Annotated in this window: 20 protein-coding genes and 1 pseudogene; 11 read left to right on the plus strand and 10 right to left on the minus strand. The window is 68.4% G+C overall.

The features are described 5' to 3' along the window. The 7 genes and pseudogenes from E1J50_RS09495 to flgB all read right to left on the minus strand — a co-directional run. On the minus strand, positions 1 to 502 hold a 502-nt coding region (locus E1J50_RS09495; RefSeq protein ID WP_132252866.1), incomplete at its 3' end, for a PAS domain-containing protein. A gap of 171 nt (positions 503 to 673) precedes the next feature. Then, a pseudogene (gene flhB, locus E1J50_RS09500) lies at positions 674 to 1,739 on the minus strand (flagellar biosynthesis protein FlhB). 29 nt (positions 1,740 to 1,768) lie between these two features. Then, positions 1,769 to 2,533 carry a flagellar biosynthetic protein FliR gene (gene fliR / locus E1J50_RS09505; protein ID WP_132252869.1) on the minus strand — a complete coding sequence of 255 codons (765 nt, stop codon included), beginning with the start codon at positions 2,531 to 2,533 and terminating at the stop codon, positions 1,769 to 1,771. Between the two features lie 32 nt (positions 2,534 to 2,565). Further along, positions 2,566 to 2,832 (minus strand): flagellar biosynthesis protein FliQ, encoded by a 267-nt coding sequence (gene fliQ / locus E1J50_RS09510; RefSeq protein ID WP_132252873.1) that lies wholly within the window; start codon positions 2,830 to 2,832, stop codon positions 2,566 to 2,568. Positions 2,833 to 2,862: 30 nt separating this feature from the next. Further along, positions 2,863 to 3,174 carry a flagellar hook-basal body complex protein FliE gene (gene fliE / locus E1J50_RS09515; protein ID WP_132252876.1) on the minus strand — a complete coding sequence of 104 codons (312 nt, stop codon included), beginning with the start codon at positions 3,172 to 3,174 and terminating at the stop codon, positions 2,863 to 2,865. 10 nt (positions 3,175 to 3,184) lie between these two features. Continuing rightward, positions 3,185 to 3,592, minus strand: a complete 408-nt coding sequence (gene flgC / locus E1J50_RS09520; protein WP_132252879.1) for a flagellar basal body rod protein FlgC — start codon at positions 3,590 to 3,592, stop codon at positions 3,185 to 3,187. Positions 3,593 to 3,623: 31 nt separating this feature from the next. After that, positions 3,624 to 4,028, minus strand: coding sequence for a flagellar basal body rod protein FlgB (gene flgB, locus E1J50_RS09525; RefSeq protein ID WP_132252883.1), 405 nt, complete (start codon positions 4,026 to 4,028; stop codon positions 3,624 to 3,626). Between the two features lie 225 nt (positions 4,029 to 4,253). Here flgB and E1J50_RS09530 point away from each other — a divergent pair, with 225 nt between their 5' ends. Further along, the gene (locus E1J50_RS09530; RefSeq protein WP_132252885.1) at positions 4,254 to 5,513 is read left to right on the plus strand and encodes a TadE family protein; all 1,260 of its coding nucleotides are present in this window, start codon (positions 4,254 to 4,256) and stop codon (positions 5,511 to 5,513) included. A 66-nt stretch (positions 5,514 to 5,579) separates the two neighbouring features. Here the strand turns inward: E1J50_RS09530 and E1J50_RS09535 are convergent, their stop codons facing one another. After that, positions 5,580 to 6,854, minus strand: a complete 1,275-nt coding sequence (locus E1J50_RS09535; RefSeq protein ID WP_132252888.1) for an MFS transporter — start codon at positions 6,852 to 6,854, stop codon at positions 5,580 to 5,582. Between the two features lie 199 nt (positions 6,855 to 7,053). Here E1J50_RS09535 and E1J50_RS09540 point away from each other — a divergent pair, with 199 nt between their 5' ends. The 6 genes from E1J50_RS09540 (at position 7,054) to E1J50_RS09565 (ending at position 13,276) form a co-directional block, all read left to right on the plus strand. Then, a complete protein-coding gene (locus tag E1J50_RS09540; protein ID WP_132252891.1) occupies positions 7,054 to 8,226 on the plus strand; it encodes a zinc-dependent alcohol dehydrogenase in 1,173 nt (390 codons plus the stop codon). Between the two features lie 10 nt (positions 8,227 to 8,236). After that, positions 8,237 to 8,779 (plus strand): cyclase dehydrase, encoded by a 543-nt coding sequence (locus E1J50_RS09545; protein ID WP_132252895.1) that lies wholly within the window; start codon positions 8,237 to 8,239, stop codon positions 8,777 to 8,779. A gap of 564 nt (positions 8,780 to 9,343) precedes the next feature. Further along, complete coding sequence (locus tag E1J50_RS09550) at positions 9,344 to 10,633, plus strand: CmpA/NrtA family ABC transporter substrate-binding protein (protein ID WP_132252899.1); 1,290 nt, start codon at positions 9,344 to 9,346, stop codon at positions 10,631 to 10,633. Next, positions 10,633 to 11,517, plus strand: a complete 885-nt coding sequence (gene ntrB / locus E1J50_RS09555) for a nitrate ABC transporter permease (protein WP_132252903.1) — start codon at positions 10,633 to 10,635, stop codon at positions 11,515 to 11,517. Before E1J50_RS09550 ends, ntrB begins: the two co-directional genes overlap by 1 nt. A 10-nt stretch (positions 11,518 to 11,527) precedes the next feature. After that, positions 11,528 to 12,322 (plus strand): ABC transporter ATP-binding protein, encoded by a 795-nt coding sequence (locus tag E1J50_RS09560; RefSeq protein WP_132252907.1) that lies wholly within the window; start codon positions 11,528 to 11,530, stop codon positions 12,320 to 12,322. An 18-nt stretch (positions 12,323 to 12,340) separates the two neighbouring features. Next, positions 12,341 to 13,276: a GAF domain-containing protein gene (locus E1J50_RS09565; protein ID WP_132252911.1), complete on the plus strand. Its 936-nt coding sequence runs from the start codon at positions 12,341 to 12,343 to the stop codon at positions 13,274 to 13,276. Between the two features lie 87 nt (positions 13,277 to 13,363). Here E1J50_RS09565 and E1J50_RS09570 read toward each other — a convergent pair whose 3' ends face one another. After that, positions 13,364 to 14,644 carry an O-acetylhomoserine aminocarboxypropyltransferase gene (locus E1J50_RS09570; protein ID WP_132252915.1) on the minus strand — a complete coding sequence of 427 codons (1,281 nt, stop codon included), beginning with the start codon at positions 14,642 to 14,644 and terminating at the stop codon, positions 13,364 to 13,366. A gap of 248 nt (positions 14,645 to 14,892) precedes the next feature. On the opposite strand from E1J50_RS09570, the gene E1J50_RS09575 reads away from it, so the two are divergent. The 4 genes from E1J50_RS09575 (at position 14,893) to E1J50_RS09590 (ending at position 19,539) form a co-directional block, all read left to right on the plus strand. Continuing rightward, positions 14,893 to 16,524 (plus strand): ABC1 kinase family protein, encoded by a 1,632-nt coding sequence (locus E1J50_RS09575; RefSeq protein WP_132252918.1) that lies wholly within the window; start codon positions 14,893 to 14,895, stop codon positions 16,522 to 16,524. Positions 16,525 to 16,814: 290 nt separating this feature from the next. Then, the gene (locus tag E1J50_RS09580) at positions 16,815 to 17,702 is read left to right on the plus strand and encodes a sensor histidine kinase (RefSeq protein ID WP_245516504.1); all 888 of its coding nucleotides are present in this window, start codon (positions 16,815 to 16,817) and stop codon (positions 17,700 to 17,702) included. Between the two features lie 126 nt (positions 17,703 to 17,828). Further along, complete coding sequence (locus E1J50_RS09585; RefSeq protein ID WP_132252921.1) at positions 17,829 to 18,212, plus strand: response regulator; 384 nt, start codon at positions 17,829 to 17,831, stop codon at positions 18,210 to 18,212. A gap of 34 nt (positions 18,213 to 18,246) precedes the next feature. Beyond that, a complete protein-coding gene (locus E1J50_RS09590; RefSeq protein WP_132252924.1) occupies positions 18,247 to 19,539 on the plus strand; it encodes an O-acetylhomoserine aminocarboxypropyltransferase/cysteine synthase family protein in 1,293 nt (430 codons plus the stop codon). Between the two features lie 9 nt (positions 19,540 to 19,548). On the opposite strand, the gene E1J50_RS09595 is transcribed toward E1J50_RS09590, so the two are convergent. After that, positions 19,549 to 21,882 (minus strand): putative bifunctional diguanylate cyclase/phosphodiesterase, encoded by a 2,334-nt coding sequence (locus E1J50_RS09595; protein ID WP_132252928.1) that lies wholly within the window; start codon positions 21,880 to 21,882, stop codon positions 19,549 to 19,551. Positions 21,883 to 21,907: the final 25 nt, after the last annotated feature.

Raw genomic sequence — 21,907 nt, forward strand, 5'->3', positions numbered from 1 at the left:
TCGGCGGCGGCGCCATCCGGATCTCCTCCGTGTGGCTGCGGCCCTCGCGCGCCGCTTGCGCGAGGCGATAGACGGCCTCCGAGACCTCCGGCGAACCCACGAAGATCCGCTCCACCGAGCGCAGGTTCGAGAAATTGTCGCCGCCGGCGATCCGCAGATACGCCTCGTTGGCGTAGATCAGGCGTCCGCCCTCCTCGACCACCACGGCCGCCTCCGGTGCCGCGTCCACGATCGCCTTGGTGATGTCGTCGCGCGCGCCCTGCCCGCTCAGCTGGATCGCGCCGATGGCGAGCGCGAACAGGAAGAACACGCCGGCCATGGCCAGCAGCGCCAGCAGCCACACGATCAGGGACTGCGCCTGCTCGTTGGCGACGAACGAGAGGCCGATCGCGGCGCCGACGAGCAGGCCCGCCAGGACGAGGAGGAGCCCGACGCGGCCCGGACGCTCGGACCGGTCGATCGAGCCCGACACGGGCGCCGGTGATCCCATCAGCTCAGCCATCAGGCCTCAATCCACCCGTACGCGAACCGGTTACGCCCGAGCCTCCCCGGGCAGCAAGGGATTTGTCTCCGGAAGCTGCGGCGGACTTTCCCGAATAAAGGTGGACAAACAGTGGCTTTTCGGGATCGGCCGGCACGAATCACGTCCATAGCGGATCGGCATCCATCGCGGTCAGGCGGCGCGGCGGCGCAACCTCAGAACGAAGCCGATCACCTCGGCCACGGCCTTGTAGTGCTCGGCCGGGATCTCGTCATCGATGTCCACGGTGGCATGCAGCGCGCGCGAGCGGCGGGTTCTCGAGGACGGGAACGTCGTGTTCCGCCGCGACGGCGCGGATGCGCAGGGCCAGCGAATCCACGCCCTTGGCGACACAGACCGGCGCCTGCATGCCAGCCTCGTAGCGAAGCGCCACGGCGTAGTGGGTTGGGTTCGTCACGACGACGGTCGCGGTCGGGATCGCGGCCATCATGCGCTTCTTCACCCGTGCGGCGCGGAGCTGCCTCATGCGGCCCTTCACCTCCGGGCTGCCCTCGCTCTCCTTCATCTCCTGCTTCAGCTCCTCCTTCGACATGCGCAGGCGCTGGCGCCAGCGGTGGCGCTGATACAGCGCGTCGCCGAGTGTGATCACGAGGAACACGGCCAGGACACCGCCCAGAAGCTTCAGGGCGAGCGAGAGGATGGCCGGCAGGCAGGAGCCTGGGTCGAGGCGGGCGAAGACCTCGAGCCGGTCGCGATCGCTCCACAGGATCGTACCCGCGACGACGCCGACCACCGCCATCTTGGCGAGGCCCTTGCCGAACTGGAACAGGGCTTCGGTGCCGAACATCCGCTTCAATCCCGCCATCGGCGAGAGGCGGTCGAGTTTCGGCATGATCGTCTCGGTGGTGAAGACGAGCGGATGCTGCAGGAGGCCGGCTGCCAGGATCGCCACGACGATGGCGCCAGCCGGAATTGCGAGCGCCTTGGCCCAGATCAGCAAGCCGCGGCCCGCGATCCCCGAATAAGCGTGTGGGTCGGAGGGCACGGCGTGCGCGTTCATCAGGAAGCCGCGCATCTCGCCGAGCGCCGCCTTGGCGAGGGGTCCGCCCGCCAGGAGCAGGACCAGGGTGAAGGTGCCCAGGATGAAGAAGGTGTTGATCTCGACGCTGTTGGCGACGTCGCCGCGCTCGATCGCCTGGTCGAGGCGCCGTTGTGTCGGCTCCTCCGTACGATCCTCGTCCTCGGTGCCCTCGGCCACGGCTCAGGCCTCCATCCGCGCGAGGCGGCTCAGCGACCGGTGAACTCCGCGAGGTAGCGGCCGAGATCGTCCAGGAAGACGCCCATCATCACGCCGAGGCTGCCGAGCAGGATCGCCATGCCGATCAGGATCGAGGCCGGAACCGCGACGAAGAAGACCTGCAATTGCGGCATCAGGCGCGACAGCACCCCGAGCCCGAGGTTGAACAGGATCCCGAAGGCGATGAAGGGCGCAGAGATCTGCACCGCGAGCGTGAAGCCGCGCCCGATCGCCTTCAGCGCCAGCATCGCGGCCTCGCCCATCCCGGGCGCCCCGCTCGGCGGCAGCACCGCGTAGCTGCGCCCGATCGCGTCGAGGGCGAGATGGTGCAGGTCCGCCGCGAGGATCAGGGTGACGCCGAGCAGCGTCAGGAAGTTGCCGAGCGCCGCCTGCTGCCCGCCCATCGTCGGGTCGACGGTCATGGCGTAGGAGAGCCCGAGCTGCTGCGAGACGATCAGCCCTGCGGTTTGGAGGGCGGCGATCACCATGCGGACGGCGAGGCCGAGCACCAGCCCGATCAGCGTCTCGCCGAACAGGAGCGCGATCAGGCCGGGACCCGCGAGCGACCCGTTCTGCAGCGGCAGGAGTGGGCGCACCGTCGGAAACAGGACCAGCGAGACGAGAAGCGCGAAGGCGAGACGCAAGCGCGCCGAGACGAGCTGCTCGCCCAGTCCCGGCATCAGCATGATCAGCGTGCCGACGCGCGCGAAGGTCAGGAGGTAGGCCGCCGCGATGCCCGGCAGGAGCAGGTTCATGCCGCTTCATAGCAGGGCGCGACGGCACCGTCTCAGCCACCCGCCGCGATGCGCGCGGCGATGCGCGTCATGTAGCCCGCCAGCGCGTCGCCCATGAAGGGCAGCATCAGGAGGAGGGCCGCGAAGACCGCGACGATCTTCGGGACGTAGATCAGCGTCTGTTCCTGGATCTGCGTCAGCGCCTGAACGAGGGAGACCGCGAGGCCGACGATGAGGGCGACGATCATCAGCGGGCCGGCGACCTTCAGGAACACGAAGATGCCGTCGCGGGCGACGTCGAGGATGGCAAGGCCGGTCATGGATGCTCTCGGAGGTGCGGCAGCACGGCGTCAGATCTGCATCCGCATGATCTCTTCGTAGGCCGAGATCATGCGATCGCGCACGGCGACGAGGGTCTGGAGGGCGGTCTCGCTCTCGGCGACGGCGGTGACGACGTCGACGACATTGGCCTTGCCCGCCGCGACGGAAAGCGCCTGCCCGTCGGCTCGTCGGCCCGCCTCGCCGACCGTGTCGAGGGCGGAGGACAGGAGCGAGGAGAAATTGCCGGCGCCCTGCGGCGCCTGAACGGATTGGGGAGCCTTGATGCCCCCGACATTCTGGACGGCGGCGTAGGCACCCGCCGCGAAGCTGCTCGTCGCCATGGCGGCCTCCCTACTTCAGGATCTCGAGGGTGCGGGAGATCATCCGGCGGGTCGCCGTGACCATGTTGAGGTTCGCCTCGTAGGAGCGCTGCGCCTCGCGCATATCCATGTTCTCGATGAGCGCGCTCACGTTGGGCATCCGCACCTCGCCCTTGGCGTCCGCGGCCGGATTGCCGGGGTCGTACTTCGCGCGGAACGGGGTCGTGTCCCGCCGGACCCGGCCCGCCTCGACGAGCGTCGCGCCCGTCTCCCGGTCGAAATGCTGGCTGAAGGTGGGGATCTTGCGCCGATAGGGCTCGGCGCTGGGGCTCGTGGGCGCCGAATCGGCATTGGCGATGTTCTCGGCGATGATCCGCATGCGTCCGGACTGCGCCTTCAGCCCAGAGGCCGCGATGGTGAGCGATTTCAGGAAATCCATGGCGCAGCCTCCTCAGCGATCAGCCCGCGGATCATCGCTTGCCGACCGCGATCTTCAGGGCGTCGAGGCTTTTCTGGTAGAGCGAGGCGGCGAGCTGATAATCCGACTGGTTGTCGCCGGCCTTCATCATCTCCTCCTCGAGGTTCACGCCGTTCCCGCTCGGGCGGATCTCGAAACCCTTGACCCGGCGCGGATCGGTACCCGCCCCCTCGGCGCCTGCCGGCACGATGTGCGCCTCGGAGGTCCGTGCGAGGCCGACGCCGCCGCTCCTCGCCTCGCCGGTCGTCCGATCGAAGTCGAGGCCCGCGAGATCGCGCGGGCGGAAGCCCGGCATGTCGGCGTTGGCGACGTTCTCGGCGATCAGCTTCTGGCGCGCCTGATGCCACTGCATCTTGGTCCGCAGCATGCCGAGGATCGGAAGATCGGTGACGGCCACGGCACGCCCTTGCAGGAACTCCGCCGGACAGGCTCCGCACGGTCGGCAAAATCTGCCGGGCTCATGGTTAACGTCGAGTTAAGCAACGATCCGAGGCTGCACTGCCGGGCCATGGCAAAGCTGTTAACGAAATCTTAAGGTTGATTGCCCGGTACCGCACCCGCCGTGATATTGGAGACGGATGTCGGATGGGGCGCTCCGCCCCGGCAACGAGAGAGTTTCGCTTTGTCAGCGTTCTTCGGCTCGGATGGCTCGTTCGTCCTCCAGTTTGCCATCATCTTCGTCGTCATCCTCGTGGTGCTGACGGGTATCGTCCTGCTCGGGAGGCGCTTCCTCGGCGGTAGTGGCCTCTCGGCCTCGGCGAAGGCCGGCGGGCGCGGCCGGCAGCCGCGGCTCGGCATCGTCGACGTGTACGAACTCGACCGCCAGCGCCAGCTCATCCTGCTGCGTCGGGACAATGTGGAGCACCTCCTCCTCGTCGGCGGCCCCAACGACGTCGTGATCGAGCGACATATCCAGCGCGGCCTGCGCGGCGAGACCGCGTTCCGGCCGGAGCCGATCGCGGAGGCGCCTTCCGAGATCGAGGCGCAACGCGGCGAGCCGCTGTTCGAGCCCGCCTTCGAGATGCCGGTGATTGTGCCCGGCCCGGATCGGGCGCCGCCCGTTTCGGTTCCCGTCGACGAGGCGGGCTTCGTACCGGCGCCGGAAGGGCCGCAGGGCGACCCGGCGACGCTTCCGCTCCCGCCGGAGGCGCCACCCCGTAGACCGGACGCTGCGCCGAAGCGGTCCCTGAGCCGCACCACGCCGCCCCTGATCAATCCGCGCCCGGACGTCGCGTCCGAGCGCGCGCGCACCGAGCCCGAATTCACCGCCACGTCGAGCGAGCCGCCGAGCCGTGGTCCAGAACCGGCCACCCCGCCCACTCCCGCCACTCCGGCCGTGCCGCCGCCGGTCTCGGCGCCGTCCGAGCCGCGCACCATCGACGCCAACATCCTGTCGGATATGGCACGCCAGCTTGAGATCGCGCTCTCGCGCCCCTCCTCCGGCGTGACCCCGCCGCCCGCCGCACCCGTGCAGCCACGCCCGGCATCCCCGGCCGAGGCCGCCCCGAAGCCCCGGCCGCCGGCGCCGCCGTCCGCATCCGCGATCGACCCGATGGCGGCCGCGATGGCAGCCTCCCAGGAGGCTCCTGTCGGCGAGCCTGCGCAAACGCCGCAATCCAAGCCTTCCGAGCCTGCGGCGGTTGTGCCGGCTGATCCGAAGCCGTTCCTGCCCGAGCCCCCGCCGGCTGCCCCTCCGCCGTCAGCCCCTCCACCGGCGCCGCCGCAGCCGGTGCCGGCGGCACCGCCGGCTACGAAGCCGACACAGGCCGCGACTCCGGCTCCTGCACAGAAGCCGGCCGCCGCGAACAACCCGTTCTCCGTCGAGGAGATCGAGGCCGAGTTCGCCCGCCTGCTCGGGCGGCCTCTCGACAAGAAAAATTGAGATCGACGCATCCGCTGGATCGGAGTGCAGCCCTCAAACGCTCATGGGTGAGGACAGGAGGGGGCTTCAGACGCCGGTATCCGCCGTCTCCGGCATGAGCGCCACCGCCAGGAGGCTGATCGCGGCAGCGGCGGCCAGATAGGCGCCGACGAGGCCGATGCCGCCCCACTCGACGAGACGCTGGGCGAGGTAGGGCGCGCCGGAGGCTCCGATGATCCCGGCGAGATTGTAGGTGACCGAGGCGCCCGTGTAGCGAACACGGGTCGGAAAGAGCTCGGGCAGGAGGGCTCCCATCGGTCCGAACAGCCAACCCATGGCCAGGAGACCGAGGCAGAGGAACCCGAGGACCAGGGTTCCCTGCCCGCTGCCGAGCATCGGCCCGAGCAGGAGCCCGAGCCCCATCGTCGCGAAGAGCCCCGTGATCAGGACGGGCCTGCGCCCGAACCGGTCCGCGGCTGCGCCCGAGAGCGGGATGCCGAGTCCCATGAAGCAGACGGCCACGCACTCGAACATCAGGAAGACGGGACGCGAGAAGCCGAGGGACGTCGTGCCGAAGCCGAGCGCGAACACGGTCGAAAGATAGAAGACGGCGTAGCAGGCCACCATCGCGAGCGTGCCGAGGATCGTGGCCCGGCGGTGCCGTGTCAGGATCGTGGCGAGCGGCACGCGCTCGGGCTCCGCCTGGGCCAGGGCCTGCCGGAAGAGCGGCGTCTCGGTGAGCTTCAGCCGCACGTAGAGCCCGACGCCGACGAGGGCGGCCGAAGCCAGGAACGGGATGCGCCAGCCCCAGGCCTGGAAACTCTCGGCGTCGAGGCTGAGGCTGAGCGTCAAGAAGGCGAGGTTCGCCGAGACGAACCCGACCGGCGCCCCGAGCTGCGGGAAAATGCCGTACCACGCTCGGCGTCCCGGCGGCGCGTTCTCGACGGCGAGTAGCGCCGCTCCGCCCCACTCGCCCCCGAAGCCGAGCCCCTGGCCGAACCGAAGCAGGCAGAGCGCGGCCGGAGCGAACCAGCCCGCCTGGGCGTAGGTCGGTAGGCAGCCGATCAGCACGGTGGAGATGCCCATGATCATCAGCGAGGCGACGAGCGTCGCCTTGCGGCCGATCCGATCACCGAAATGGCCGAACAGCGCCGCCCCGATCGGGCGGGCGACAAAGGCGATGGCGAAGGTGGCGAACGCGCTGAGAAGCTGCACGCCGGGCTCCCCAGCCGGGAAGAAGCTCGGACCGATCACCAGGGCTGCCGCCGTGGCGTAGACGTAGAAATCGTAGAACTCGATCGCGGTGCCGACGAAGCTCGCGACAAGGATGCGGCGGGCGCCGGGTTGTGGAAGGTCGGTCATGGTCGCGGCTGACGCTGTGGGAGCGCGCCTCGTTAGACCGGAGCACAGGCTTTGCCCAGAGCGTGGCCGAGAGCGCCGTCGCGCCCGCCGACGACATGTCTTAATCTAGATCAACCCGAGTATTTTCCTTGAAACCTGAGCGCTTCCCACGGGTTCGTTGAGCAGAACCGCCCGGACCGGGCGAGCGGAGGAAGCGGACATGCGCGCACTCGTCTGGCACGGAACGCAAGACATTCGATGCGATACCGTTCCCGATCCCGAAATCGAGCACGAGAGGGATGCGATCATCAAGGTAACGGCCTGCGCCATCTGCGGCTCGGACCTGCACCTCTATGATCACTTCATGCCCGGCATGAAGAGCGGCGACATCATGGGCCACGAGACGATGGGCGAGGTCGTCGAGGTGGGCAAGGGCATCAACGGCGCGCTCAAGAAGGGCGAGCGGATCGTGATCCCTTTCACGATCATCTGCGGCGAGTGCGACCAGTGCAAACGCGGCTTCTACTCGGTCTGCGAGCGCTCGAACCGCAACAAGCACATCGCCTCGAAGGCCTTCGGCCACACCACCGCGGGGTTGTTCGGCTATACGCACCTCACGGGCGGCTACGCCGGCGGGCAAGCCGAGTACCTGCGCGTGCCCTTCGCCGACAAGACCCACATCAAGGTGCCGGATTCGCTCACGGATGAGCAGGTGCTGTTCCTGTCGGACATCCTGCCGACCGGCTGGCAGGCCGCCGTGCAATGTGACATCGAGCCGACCGACACGGTAGCGATCTGGGGGGCCGGCCCGGTCGGTCAGATGGCGATCCGCTCGGCGATCCTGCTCGGCGCCAAGCAGGTCGTCTGCATCGACCGCGTTCCGGAGCGTCTCGACATGGCGCGCGCCGGCGGCGCGATCACCATCAATTTCGCCGAGGAGAGCGTGATCTCCCGCCTCAACGAACTGACCGGTGGCAAGGGGCCGGAGAAGTGCATCGATTCCGTCGGCATGGAGGCGCACGCAAGCGCGACGATCGACTCGATGTACGACCGCGCCAAGCAGGCGATGATGCTGGAAAGCGACCGGCCGCACGTCCTGCGGGAGATGATCTATGTCTGCCGCCCGGCGGGCACGCTCTCAGTGCCCGGCGTCTACGGCGGCCTCATCGACAAGGTTCCCTTCGGCGCGCTGATGAACAAGGGCCTGACGCTTCGCACCGGGCAGACACACGTGAACCGCTGGACCGACGACCTCGTGCGCCTGATCGACGAGGGCAAGATCGACCCGTCCTTCGTCATCACCCACCGCGTCGGGCTCGAGGACGGCCCCGAGATGTACCGCACCTTCCGGGACAAGAAGGACGGCTGCATCAAGGTCATGATCCGTCCCTGAGGAGAGATCCATGCGCTACGAAGGAGCCAAATCCCGTCGCCGGGGGCATCCGGACCAAGCGACCGACCGCTTGGCCCGCGGTCTTGGCTGGTTCTCGATCGGTCTCGGCCTGTTCGAGATCGCGGCCGCCCGCAGCCTGACCCGCAATCTCGGCCTCGATGGGCGAGAGGACCTCGTGCGCGCCTATGGCGTGCGAGAGATCGGGACGGGCGTGGGAATCCTCACGTCCGAGGATCCGGCCCCGTGGATCTGGGGCCGGGTCGCGGGCGATGCCCTCGATCTCGCGACTCTGGCGACGGGACTGCACGGCCGGAATCGCCATCGCGACAACCTGCTGCTCGCGATGGCGGCGGTGGCGGGCGTGACCGCTCTCGACGTGATCTGCGCCGAGACCCTCCGCCAGGAGACGCGGGAGCCCCTGCGCCCGCTCGCCGACTATCGCGGCCGAAGCGGCTTTCCGAAAGGGATCCGGGCCTCGCACGGCGCTGCGCGCGACCTCGACGTTCCGCGAGCCTTCCGCCAGCCGGACGCCCTCAGGCCCTTCGCGGCCTGACGCGAGGCAAGCTCAGGATCGGCGTCCTCACCGCTCTGCTGCCGCTGCCCGCCCTCTGTGCTGATCCGAAGGGTCGCATGACGATCGCGAGGCACTCTTCCTTATGGGGAGAGCAGCCTCGCGATCTCCAGGAAATGTCGGAGGGCCGGATGTTTCGTTCGACCCTCCGAAGGCTCTCCCTCGATCGGAGTCCTGCGGGCGCGATCTGTCCGCTTGGAGAGGGTGTGGAGCCTCATGACCCGGGAGTCTCTCTCGGATCGAGGGAGGCTCCAGCCCGGACGTGCCGTTGTTCCTCTGCACAACTTTTGTGCGCAGCAGCATGTTGCACGCACAATCGGCCATGCCGCGGCGCCGTTCGAGGTGCTTCGTAGGCGATCCTGGCGCCCGATTAGATTGGCACGGTTCCTGCTGCTCCGTTCCTGCCCGCCAATGGCGACGGGCAGCCTCCGCCAGCACCGCCGCTGAACGACGCTCCGCAGCCGCGCTCGCACGCGGACGGGGCGGTGCGTTCGCGCGGCCGCAAGCCAGGCGCCGGTCGGGACTCGAGAGCAGGACTAGGTATCGATGCACAAGGGTGAGATGAAAACCCGGCGCAGCCTCCTCAAAGGCGCCGCTGCGGCCCTCTCCGTCACGGCCGCCGCGCGGCTCGCGTTGCCGGGAGGTGCTTTCGCGCAAGGTGCGGGGCCGGAGGTGAAGGGCGCCAAGCTCGGCTTCATCGCGCTCACCGACGCGGCTCCCCTGTTCATAGCGAAGGAGAAGGGCCTCTTTGCCAAGTATGGCATGCCGGATGTCGAGGTCGTCAAACAGGCGTCCTGGGGTACTACGCGCGACAATCTCGTCCTCGGCTCCGAGGGCAACGGCATCGACGGCGCCCACATCCTGACCCCGATGCCCTACCTGATCAGCGCGGGGCGGGTGACGCAGAACAACGTGCCGGTGCCGATGTACATCTTGGCCCGGCTCAATCTCGCCGGGCAGTGCATCTCGGTCTCCAAGGAGCATATGGGTGACAAGGTCGCCCTCGACGCCAAGCCCTTCAAGGCGGCTCTTGAGAGGAAGAAGGCCGCCGGCAAGTCGGTGAAGGCCGCCATGACCTTCCCCGGCGGCACCCACGACCTCTGGATCCGCTACTGGCTCGCCGCGGGCGGCATCGACCCCGACAAGGACATCGAGACCATCGTCGTGCCGCCGCCCCAGATGGTGGCGAACATGAAGGTCGGCACGATGGATTGCTTCTGCGTCTGCGAGCCGTGGAACGCCCAGCTGATCAGCCAGGGCATCGGCTACACCGCCCTGACCACAGGCGAGCTCTGGAAGGACCATCCGGAAAAGGCCTTCGCGATGCGGGCCTCCTTCGTCGACAAGTACCCGAACGCGTCCAAGGCGCTGCTGATGGCGGTGATGGAGGCGCAACAATGGTGCGACAAGCCCGAGAACCGGGACGAGCTCGCCGGCATCGTCGCCAAGCGCCAGTGGATCAACGTCGCGGTCAACGACGTCGTCGACCGCATGAAGGGCAATTTCGACTATGGCGACGGCCGGAAGGTCGAGGACAGCCCGCACATCATGAAGTATTGGGCGGACAACGCGTCCTATCCCTATAAGAGCCATGATCTCTGGTTCCTCACCGAAGACATCCGTTGGGGCAAATTCGACCCGACGACCGACACCAAGGCGCTGATCGGCAAGGTGAACCGCGAGGATCTCTGGCGCGACGCGGCCAAGGCGCTCGGGCTCGCCTCGATCCCGACCTCCACCTCCCGCGGCAAGGAGACGATGTTCGACGGCAAGGTCTTCGACCCTGCCGATCCAGCCGCTTACCTCGCCAGCCTCGGCATCAAGAGGGTCGCGTGATGGCCTCTCCCGCAACCCTCGCCGGCAAGGTCAGCCTCGGCACGTCCGGCCGCGATGCGGCCGGAATCAAAGCCCGCAGCCTGCTCAGGATCTCGGGCAAGGGGCTCTCGCGGCTCGCCGCGCAGATCCTGCCGCCGCTGGTGGTGCTCACGGCCTTCCTGCTGTTCTGGGAGGTGGCGTGCTCGCGTCCCGGCGCCGGCCTGCCCGCGCCCTCCCGCGTCTTCTCGGAGGCGTGGCCGATCATCTCGGATCCGTTCTTCGACAACGGCGGCACGGACAAGGGCCTGTTCTGGCACATCATCGCGAGCCTGCAGCGCGTGGCCCTGGGTTTCGCGCTGGCCACCATCGCCGGGATCCTGCTCGGCACCCTCGTCGGCCAGTCCGAATGGGCGATGCGGGGCCTGGACCCGATCTTCCAGGTCCTGCGCACGATCCCGCCCCTCGCTTGGCTGCCGCTCTCCCTCGCCGCCTTCCGCGACGGGCAGCCGTCCGCGATCTTCGTGATCTTCATCACTTCGATCTGGCCGATCATCATCAACACGGCGGTCGGCATCCGGAACATTCCGCAGGATTACCGCAACGTCGCGGCGGTGGTGCGGCTCAACCCGGTCGAGTTCTTCGTGAAGATCATGCTCCCCTCGGCCGCGCCCTACATCTTCACGGGCCTAAGGATCGGCGTCGGCCTGTCCTGGCTCGCGATCGTGGCGGCCGAGATGCTGATCGGCGGCGTCGGGATCGGGTTCTTCATCTGGGACGCCTGGAATTCCTCGCACATCAGCGAGATCATCGTGGCGCTCGTCTATGTCGGCGTCATCGGCTTCATCCTCGACCGCGTCGTGGCAGGGCTCGGCCGGCTCGTCACCCGCGGCACCAGCGCGGCCTGAGGAGGGCACCATGGCACATCTCGATCTCTCTCAGGTCGGCATCAGCTTCACGCGCGCCGGCAAGACGACGGAAGTCCTGCGGGACGTGAATCTCAAGATCGCCAAGGGCGAATTCGTCTCGATCATCGGTCACTCGGGCTGCGGCAAGTCCACGGTGCTCAACATCGTGGCGGGCCTGCTCAAGGCCTCGACCGGCGTCGTGCTCCTCGACGGCAAGGAGGTGTCGAGCCCCGGCCCCGAGCGGGCCGTCGTCTTCCAGAACCACTCGCTCCTGCCCTGGCTGACGGTGCGGGAGAACGTGGCGCTGGCCGTCGACAAGGTGCTGGCCCGTACCAAGTCGCGGGCCGAACGGGCGGCCTGGATCGAGCACAACCTCGCCCTCGTGAACATGATGCACGCGGCCGACAAGCGCCCGAACGAGATCTCGGGCGGCATGAAGCAGCGCGTCGGCATTGCCCGGGCGCTCGCGATGGAGCCGACGGTGCTGCTCATGGACGAGCCGTTCGGCGCCCTCGATGCGCTGACCCGCGCGCATCTCCAGGATCAGCTCATGGAGATCCAGGTGCGCCTGAAGAACACCGTCATCATGATCACCCACGACGTCGACGAGGCGGTGCTCCTCTCCGACCGCATCGTGATGATGACCAACGGCCCCTCCGCCACGATCGGCGAGGTGCTCACCGTCCCGATGTCGCGGCCGCGCAAGCGCCTCGAACTCGTCGAGGACAAGGATTACGTCCATTGCCGAGCCGAGGTGCTGGAGTTCCTCTACGCCCGCCACGCGCGACCCGCGCTCGCGGCCTGACCGCCCGGGGACTCTCGCATGTCGATGCGGTCCTTCATCCGTGCCGCCGAAGTCTGGTTGCCCAGCCCCGACGGCACGGAACTCGTCTTCGGGGACGGCCTCTATGGCGACCTGACCGCCTTTGCCGAGACGAGCCGCGGCATCCGATTCCGCATGGGGGAAGGGTTACCCGGAGAGGCCTGGGCGGCCCGGCACCCGATCGTCATCAAGAGCCTGAAGGACTCGTCCTTCCGGCGCATCGAGGCGGCGGCGGAGGCCGGGCTCACCTCCGGCATCGCGATGCCGATCTTCTCGGGCGACAGCGTCCAGGCCGTGGTCGTATTTCTCTGCGGCGACGACGCGCGCCATGTCGGAGCGATCGAGGTCTGGAAGCACGATCCCGAAGCCGACGCGCAGATCGGTCTCGACGACGGCTATTACGGTGGGGCCCAGCTGTTCGAGACGGTCTCGCGGCTGAAACGCTTCGGCCGCGGCTTCGGGCTTCCGGGCAGCGTCTGGGCCTCCGACATGCCGATGGTGTTCCGCGAGATCTACCGCTCTGAGCGTTTCCTGCGCCACGAGGAGGCGCTGCAGGTCGGGCTGAGCCTCGGGCTCGGACTGCCCTGCAACTACGACCCTGGCCGGATCTGGGTGATGCTGTTCCTCTCGGCCCTCGGCACGCCGCTCGCCGGGCGTTTCGAGATCTGGATCCCCGCTGCCGAGGGCGGCGGCCTCGTCTACGATGCCGGTCTCTCCGAGGAGAGCGACACGCCGCGCCCCCGCCTGATCGGGCCGGAGGCCGGGCTCCTCGGCAGGGTCCTCGCGACCGGCCTCCCCGCGATCACCGGGAATTGCACGGTGGATGCGCCTTGGCTCGTCGGACCCGCCGAACGGGGTGTCGCCCACGCTGCGATCGCGATCCCGACCCTGTCCGGCTACGGGAACCTGAAGGCTGTCACGGCCTGGCGGTTCTGAGCGAAGCCGGGGGACTGGACTGCGCTCGACCCCCGGCCTCGAGCTGTGAGACCGGGATTGGGATCAGTAAAGTGCGCCATAGGGCTCTCACGCCGTCAGGGCCGCGTCGAGATCCTCGATCAGGTCCGCCGGATCTTCGAGCCCGATCGAGAGGCGCACCACCTCGGGCCCTGCGCCCGCCGCGGTCTTCTGAGCGTCCGTGAGCTGGCGGTGGGTCGTGGAGGCCGGGTGGATGACGAGCGAGCGGGTGTCGCCGATATTGGCGAGATGCGAGAAGAGCTGCAGGTGCGAAACGAGCTTCACGCCCGCCTCGTAGCCGCCCTTCAGCCCGAAGGTGAAGACGGCACCCGCCCCGTTCGGCGTGTAGCGGCGGGCGAGCTGATGGTACTTGTCGGACTCGAGGCCCGGGTAGCTCACCCAGTCAACCGCCGCGTGGTTGGCAAGGTGCGTCGCGACCGTCAGCGCGTTGTCCGAGTGGCGTTGCATGCGCAGGGGCAGGGTCTCGATGCCGTTCAGGATCAGGAAGGCGTTGAACGGCGACAGCGCCGGCCCTAGATCGCGCAGTCCGAGGACCCGGCAGGCGATGGCGAACCCGAAATTGCCGAACGTCTCCGAGAGCACCATGCCGGCATATTCCGGCCGCGGCTCGCTCAGCATCGGGTAGCGCGCGTCGCCCGCCCAGTTGAAGCTGCCGCCGTCGACGATCAGGCCGCCGATCGAGTTGCCGTGACCGCCAAGGAACTTGGTGGCCGAGTGCACGATGATGTCGGCGCCGTGCTCGAAGGGCCGGATCAGGTACGGCGTCGCCATCGTGTTGTCGACGACGAGCGGGATGTTGTGGCGCTTCGCGATGGCCGAGATCGCGGCGATGTCCGTGATGACGCCGCCCGGATTGGCGATCGACTCGCAGAAGATCGCCTTCGTGCGCGGCGTGATCGCCCGCTCGAACGAGGCGGGATCGTCGGTGTCCGCCCAGACCACCGACCAGCCGAAGTTCTTGTAGGAGTGGTTGAACTGGTTGATCGAGCCACCGTAGAGCTTGTTGGCCGCCACGAACTCGTCGCCCGGCTGCATCAGGGCGTGCATGGTTAGGAACTCGGCCGCGTGGCCGGAGGCCACGGCGAGCGCCGCGGTACCGCCTTCGAGCGCCGCGATCCGCTCCTCCAGCACCGCGTTCGTCGGGTTGGTGATGCGCGTGTAGATGTTGCCGAAAGCCTGGAGCCCGAACAGCGAGGCCGCATGGTCCACGTCGTCGAAGACGAAGCTCGTGGTCTGGTAGATCGGCGTCGCCCGCGCGCCCGTGGCCGCGTCGGGCGCCGCGCCCGCGTGGATCGCCAGGGTGTTGAAGCCGGGCAGGCGGTCGGTCATCGGTCTCTCCTCGGGCATACGCTGCCCGGTTGCGTTTACGCCCCTGCGCGAGAGCAGCGCAAGGCAGCCCGGGACATGCGAATGGCGGGGCCGTCGCTCACGCGCGGCGATGGGGCGCGCCGTGCGGCACCGCGCATTCGCCCGCACACGCTTTCGCCGGCCGGGGCCCGTCCCTAAAAAAGTCGAACCCGCATGATGTCCCGCCCATTGAGGCCGTCGGACCGCGCGGCCACAGGTCGTGATCCTCCATGCTGAAAACCGCCTTCGTTGCCGCGCGCGATCGCCAGCGCCTCTCGGAGATCGCCACGATCCTGATCGGCTTCGGCGTGAACAAGGTCGTCGACCGCCTGGGGCTCCGATACATTCCCCTCCTGCCAAAGCGCGGTCCTCGGGTCGACGTCACGCGCCTGTCGCAGCCGGAGCGGCTGCGTCGGGCCATCGAAGCCCTGGGTCCGACCTTCATCAAGTTCGGGCAGGTGCTGGCGAGTCGCCCGGATCTCCTCGCGCCCGCCTGGACTGAGGAACTGGAGAAGCTTCACAGCCAGGTCTCGCCCGTCCACTGGGATCAGATCCGCCCGCAGCTGGAAGCCGATCTCGGTGCTCCGCCCTCGGAGGTCTTCGCCGAGTTCGACGTGGAGCCGATCGCCTCCGCCTCGATCGCCCAGGTCTACCGGGCGCGCCTGCATTCGGGCGAGGATGTCGTCGTCAAGGTCCTGCGGCCGGGTCTGCGGAAGATTATCGAGGCGGACCTGCGGCTGATGGCTCACGGCGCCCGGATCGTCGAGACCGAATGGCCGGACATGGCCCGCTACCAGCCGCGCGAGCAGATGCGCCACCTCGCGGCCGGCCTGAACGGTGAGCTGGACCTCCTCAACGAGGCGCGCAACTGCGAATTGCTCGCGGCCATCTTCGACGATCGCGACGACATCGTCTTCCCGAAAATCTACTGGGAATGGTGCTCCGAGCGCGTCCTCGTCCAAGAGTTCATCCACGGCATCTCGCCGAACGATGAGGCCGGCCTGCGCGCGGCCGGTGTCGACAAGAAGCTGCTGGCCCAGAAGGGCACCGACGCCTTCCTGCGCATGGCACTGATCGAGGGCGTGTTCCACGCCGATCCGCATCCCGGAAACCTGCTGGCGATGCCCGGCAACCGGATCGGCTTCATCGATTTCGGCATTGTCGGCCGGCTCTCGCAGAAGCGGCGTGGCCAGCTCCTCGTGCTCATCGGCGCAATGCTGAAGCAGGATGCGGACGGCCTGATGGCCGTTCTCCTCGACTGGACCGGTACGTCGAACCCCGACCTCACCAAGCTCGAAGCCTCGGCGCAGGCCTTCGTGGAGAGTCACTCCGCGATCCCGCTCAATCTCGGTCTCGTCCTGACGGACTTCATGACGATGGCGCGCGAGAACGACCTCGCCATGCCGACCGATCTCGCGATCCTGTTCAAGGGGCTCGTCACTGCCGACGGCGTGATGCGCCACCTCGATCCGAACTTCGACCTCTTCGCCGCGGCCGGCCCGACCGTCCGCTCGACCATGCAGACGCAGTTCTCGCTGCGCGGCATCAGGCGGAAGGCCGAGGCCCTCGGCGTTGGCCTGTTCGGCGCGGCCTCCGAGTTGCCGACCCTGATTCACCTCATGCTGGTGCGCCTCAAGCAGGGTCGCGTGACGGTGGAGATCGAGGTGAAGGGCCTCGACAAGGTGACCCGCGGCATCGAGCGGGCTGCCGCCCGCGTCGCCGTCGCACTGGTGGTGGCGGCCTTCGCCACGCAGCTCGCGCCGCGCCTGATCGATCTCGGCACGCCGGTCTTCATCACCATCGGTCTGATGGTCTTCACCCTCGGCGTCGGCTGGCTGGTGCTCCTCGGCCGCAACAAATGATGGCACGATCCGGTACGCCCTTAGGCAAGTTTTCGGACCGCTGATTTCTTCTGGGCATTTTTATCGTTACTTGCCGATCGTGATCCGGCCCGATACGGTCGATTCACCACCGAATCGCGAGACGTCGAGCCGTCGTCGAGAGCGAGAAGCGGGCAAACCGCCGGTTCCCGTCGATGAATTGACGCTGAAGTCGCCACGGCTCGCCGGTCGGCGGGGAGAGGCGTCATGTCCGGCGGCTCACGGGGCGACCTGCGAGCGACCGGTGCTCGGCGCGGACGGGGAGCGCGAGGGTGTATACGAGCACCATTTCCAATTCCGCAGCGAACGAGCCGCGCCTGACGGCGCTGGAGGCCGAGAACGCCCGCCTGCGCGCGCTGCTCGGCCACGCCCGCCGCCAGACCGTGATGATCGCTCAGCGCCACGAGCGTCTCGGCCGATTCTTCCTGGCCGAGCGCGACGCAAACCGTGCCGCAGCGGACCGGGTCGCCGCCGAGAATCTCCGCATCCGCCGCGAGGCGGAGCGGGCCGCGGAGGTCTACGAGCTCGATCTCGATGAATTGAAGGAGACCGAGGCGCGCCAGACCCTGCTGATGCAGGAACTCTCGCACCGGGTGAAGAACACGCTCGCCATGGTCCAGGCCATCGCCGCGCAGACCCTGCGCAATGCCGTCTCCCTCGATGCGGCGGCGGAAGCCCTCGGCGCGCGTCTCGCCGCTCTCGCGCAGGCGCACGATGTGCTGATCCAGGGCTCGTGGTCGAGCGTCGATCTGCACGGCCTCGTCGAAGGGACGATCGCGCTACACGGGGACGGGGAGCGTTTCCGCGTCACGGGGCCGAACCTGACGCTCGGCCCCCGCCCGGGCCTGACCTTTGCCCTGATGCTGCACGAACTGGGCACGAACGCCGCGAAGTACGGCGCCCTCTCGACGGCATCCGGCCATGTGGCGATCGAGTGGGATGTCGAGGAGTACGGCGGGGAAGCGCAGCTGCGCTTCCGCTGGGAGGAGCGCGGCGGCCCCCCGGTCGCGCCGCCGACCCGCAGCGGCTTCGGCTCGCGGCTGATCGAGCGCAGCCTGGTCCAGGGCTTCGGCGGGTCGGTCAGCCTGACCTATCCGGAGACGGGCGCCATCCTCGCCCTGCGGGCGCCGCTCTCGGCGGTCCTAGCCGGAACCGGCTGAGCGCCCGGGCCGGGTTCATGCTGCGCCGCGTCAAACCGACCGAGAGCGGTTCGACCGCGCTCCTTGACGCCGGGGAGCATGGGGAATAGGCCGCGGGTTCCGGTTCAAGGGATCACCTCAGGCCTGATGACTGATACCCCCGAGCAACCCGTCGTGCTTCTCGTCGAGGATGACGGCCTTCTCCTGATGGAAGCCTCCGACACGCTCGCGGATGCCGGCTTCACTGTCGTCGAGGCGACCCACGCCGACAAGGCTTTGAAGGTACTGGAGAATCGCGATGATGTCGGCGTCCTGATGACGGACGTGGACATGCCGCAGGGCTCGATGGACGGCTTCGCCCTCGCCCGCCTCGTCGCCGACCGCTGGCCCCGGATCCCGGTTCTCGTCGTGTCCGGCATGGGCATGCCCGGCCCCAACGACATGCCGGACGGCGCCCGCTTCATCCCGAAGCCCTACGAGCCGACCACCCTCGTGCGGACGCTGCGTGCCTTCGTGCGCCGCGCCGCCTGACGCCCTCGCCCGAGACAAGCGCGAGTCCCCATCGATGTCCGCCGAATCCCGTACCCCCCGTTTCGCGACCCAGGCGATTCATGCCGGCGCCGCTCCGGACCCCGCGACCGGCGCGCGGGCCCAGCCGATCTACTTCACGAACGGGTTCGTCTTCGACTCGACCGAGCAGGCGGCCGACATCTTCGCGATGCGCCGCACCGGCTTCTCCTACTCGCGCGGCTCGAATCCGACGGTCGCCGCGCTCGAGCGGCGCGTCGCCGCGTTGGAGGGCGCGAAGGCTGCGGTGGCGGTCTCCTCCGGCCAGTCGGCGGTGCTGCTCGTCCTGATGACGCTGATGAAGAGCGGGGACGCCTACGTCGCATCGCCGCGGCTCTTCGGAGGCTCGCTCGGATTGATGCGCCGGCTCGACGGGCGCTACGACCTCAAGCCGCAATTCGCGAAGGGCCTGTCACCGGCGGATTTCGAGGCGGCGATCACGCCGGAGACGCGCGCGATCGTCTGCGAGTCCATCGTCAATCCCTGCGCCACGGTGATGGACCTCGAGGGGATCTCCGCGGTGGCGCGCCGGCACGGCTTGCCGCTCGTCGTGGACAATACGCTCGCCTCGCCGGCCCTCATCCGGCCGATCGAGTACGGCGCCGACATCGTGGTGCACTCCACCTCGAAGTTCCTCGGCGGATCGGGCCAGACGATCGGCGGCGTCATCTGCGATGCCGGCTCGTTCGATTGGACGAAGACCAGCGCCTACAACCTCATCACCGATCCCTGGCCCGATTACGACGGGCTCGTGATCACCGAGCGCTTTCCGGAGATCAGCTTCGCGGTGGCCTGCCGCCTCTTCGGCCTGCGGGATCTGGGACCCGGGCTCTCGCCGATGAATGCGTTCCTCACGCTCACCGGCATCGAGACACTGCCGCTTCGCATGGAGCGGCACTGCGCCAACGCCCGCGCGGTCGCGGCCTACCTGAAGGACCATCCGAAGGTCGATTGGGTGAGCTATCCCGGCCTCCCCGGCCAACCCGGCGAAGCCCTCGCCAAGCGCTACGTCCCGCAGGGTCCGGGCTCGATCTTCACCTTCGCCCTCAAGGGCGGCGAGGCGGCCGCAATCCGTTTCATCATGAGCTTGGAGCTCGTCTCCCATCTCGTGAACATCGGCGAGATCAAGTCGCTGGCGATCCATCCCGCCACCACGACGCACCGGCAACTTGCCGACGACGAGAAGGCCGCTGCCTGCGTCGGGCCGGAGACGGTGCGCCTCTCGATCGGCCTCGAATCCGTCGAGGATCTCATCGCCGACATCGAGCAGGCCCTGGCCAAGGTCGGCTAACGGGCGCGTTCAACTGGCCTGGGCGAGGAGGTGTGCCGGCTCCCGGTCTCGCGCGTCTTGGGCGAGGAGCCAGGGCACGCGGCTCCCCGCGACAGGTTTCCCATACAGGTAGCCCTGCGCGAAGGTGCACCCGCCGCCGCGCAGGAACTCGACCTGCTCGGGCGTCTCGATCCCCTCCGCCGTGACCGCGAGGCCGAGGCTGCGCCCGAGTTGCAGCACGGCAGTGACGATCGCAGCGTCGTTCGCGTCGTGGGTCAGGTCGTTGACGAAGCTGCGATCGACCTTGATCTCGTCGACCGGGAATCTCTTGAGGTGCGTCAGCGAGGCGTAGCCCGTCCCGAAATCGTCGAGGGCGACCCGCACGCCGGCCGCGTGCAGGCGCTCCAGCGTGCCGGCGACGCGGTCGCCCTGGCCGCCGATCAGGACCGTCTCGGTGACCTCGACGCCGAAGCGCGATTGGTCCACGCCCGCCGCGGCGAAGATCGCGAGGAGGCGTCCGGCGAGATCGTCCTCCGCGAATTGTGCGGTCGAAAGGTTCACGAAGACCCGGCCGGGATCGAGGCCGAGGCCGATCCAGCGGCGGATGTCCCGAGCCACCTGCTCCGCGATGCGGAAGCCGAGCTGTGCGCCGATCTCGGCGTCGTCGAAGACGGAGGCGAAGGCGGCGGGCGAGAGGAGGCCACGGCTCGGATGGCGCCAGCGCGCGAGCGCTTCGAAGCCGACGATATGTCCCGTCTCCAGGCAGACCTTCGGCTGGTAGAAGGGCACGATCCAGCCCTCGTCGAGGGCTGCCCGCACCTCGCGCGCGACCGTGACCCGCTCCTCGATGCTGGCGCGCAGAGCCGGCGCGAACACGGTCACCCGGTTGCGCCCCGCGGCTTTGGCCGCGTAGAGCGCGAGATCGGCGTCTGTCAGAAGATCGGCCGCGCTGCGGGCGTGCTCGGGGAAGAGCGCGACCCCGAGGCTTGCCCGGGGCGAGACGCTGCGGCCGCCGATCGCGATCGGAGTGGTGAGCCCGTCGAGCACAGCCTGCGCCAGATCGTGCACGCGCCGGCTCGGCTCCGCCAGATCGGGTTCGCCGGCGGCGATGACGACGAACTCGTCGCCGCCGAGCCGCGCAACAAGATCGCCCGGTCCGACGAGGCTCGACAGGCGCCGTCCCACCTCCTTCAGAAGCAGGTCGCCCGCATCGTGGCCGAGCGTGTCGTTGACTTCCTTGAAGGCATCGAGGTCGAGGAGGATGAGCCCGACGCGCGAGCCGTGCGTCTCCGCGCGTCGCAGGGCGTTGTCGAGCGTCGCCTGGAACAGGGCACGGTTCGGTAGCCCGGTGAGCACGTCGTGGTTGGCTGCCTCGCGGATCGCCTCCTCGACGGCCTTGCGGCTCGTGATGTCCACGAGGCTCGCGATCACCCCCGCGCGACCTCCGATCTCGACCCGATCGGCGAAGAGCAGGACATCGCGCGCCTCGCCCCCGACGGTCCGAACGGACGTCTCGAGATCGCGCACGGAGGCGTTCCGCTCGAGCTCGTCCCGGATCTGACGTCGTTCCGACAGGGCGATGAGGTCCCGCGTCGTGCAGCCCGACGGGTCGCTACCCTCGTCGATGCCAAAGAAGCGCAGCGCCGCGTCGTTCATGCTGATGATCCGCCCGTCGGGCAGGTCGGTCACGCTGACGGGGATCGGGACGGCCTTGAACAGGGTTTCGAAGAGCTGGCGGCTCTCGTCGAGCTTCTCATGAGCATGCCGTTCGGCCTGCATGGCCAGCCATTCCAGGCGCCGCAGCCTGTTGGATCGCACGACGACGAGGAGAAGCGCGGCGTTGGCGATGGCTGCGGCGAGCGCGAGGCCGAGCGCGGTGGCCGGCAGCGGCGGAGGCAGCATGTAACTCGCCAGCAGCAAACTCGACGTGCCGGTGCCGACCAGAATCGTCCAGCGAAAGCTCGTCGGGACGACGAGAAGGAAGATCGCCGGCAGGAGGAGCACCACGTAGAGGGCGATGTCGGAGCGGGACGAGACGAGGAGTGCGACGCCGAGCGCCGTCACAGCTTCCCAGCCCAGAAGAAGCCGTTGCAGGGCCGGGAAGCTGCGGATGTAGGGGGCGCCGCCGAGGCAGAGGACAGAGGTGATGACGAGGGCGAGCCGGGCCGGCACCGCCACGAGGAAGTGCGGATCCCCGTAGAACCGCCAGTCGCTCGCCAGGAACATGAAGTTCAGGACCACCGAAAGGCCGAACAGCAGGCGGGCGTGTCGTAGCGTCTCCGGCAGGCGCGCCGTTTGGAAGGCCGCCTCGCGCTCCGCGCAGGCGAGCTCTCCGCTGATGCTCTTCAGGTTTCTACGATCCATGGCGGCCCGGATTGTCCGGTGGAAA

Source organism: Methylobacterium segetis (assembly GCF_004348265.1).
In the GTDB taxonomy this organism is placed as follows: Bacteria; Pseudomonadota; Alphaproteobacteria; order Rhizobiales; family Beijerinckiaceae; genus Methylobacterium; species Methylobacterium segetis.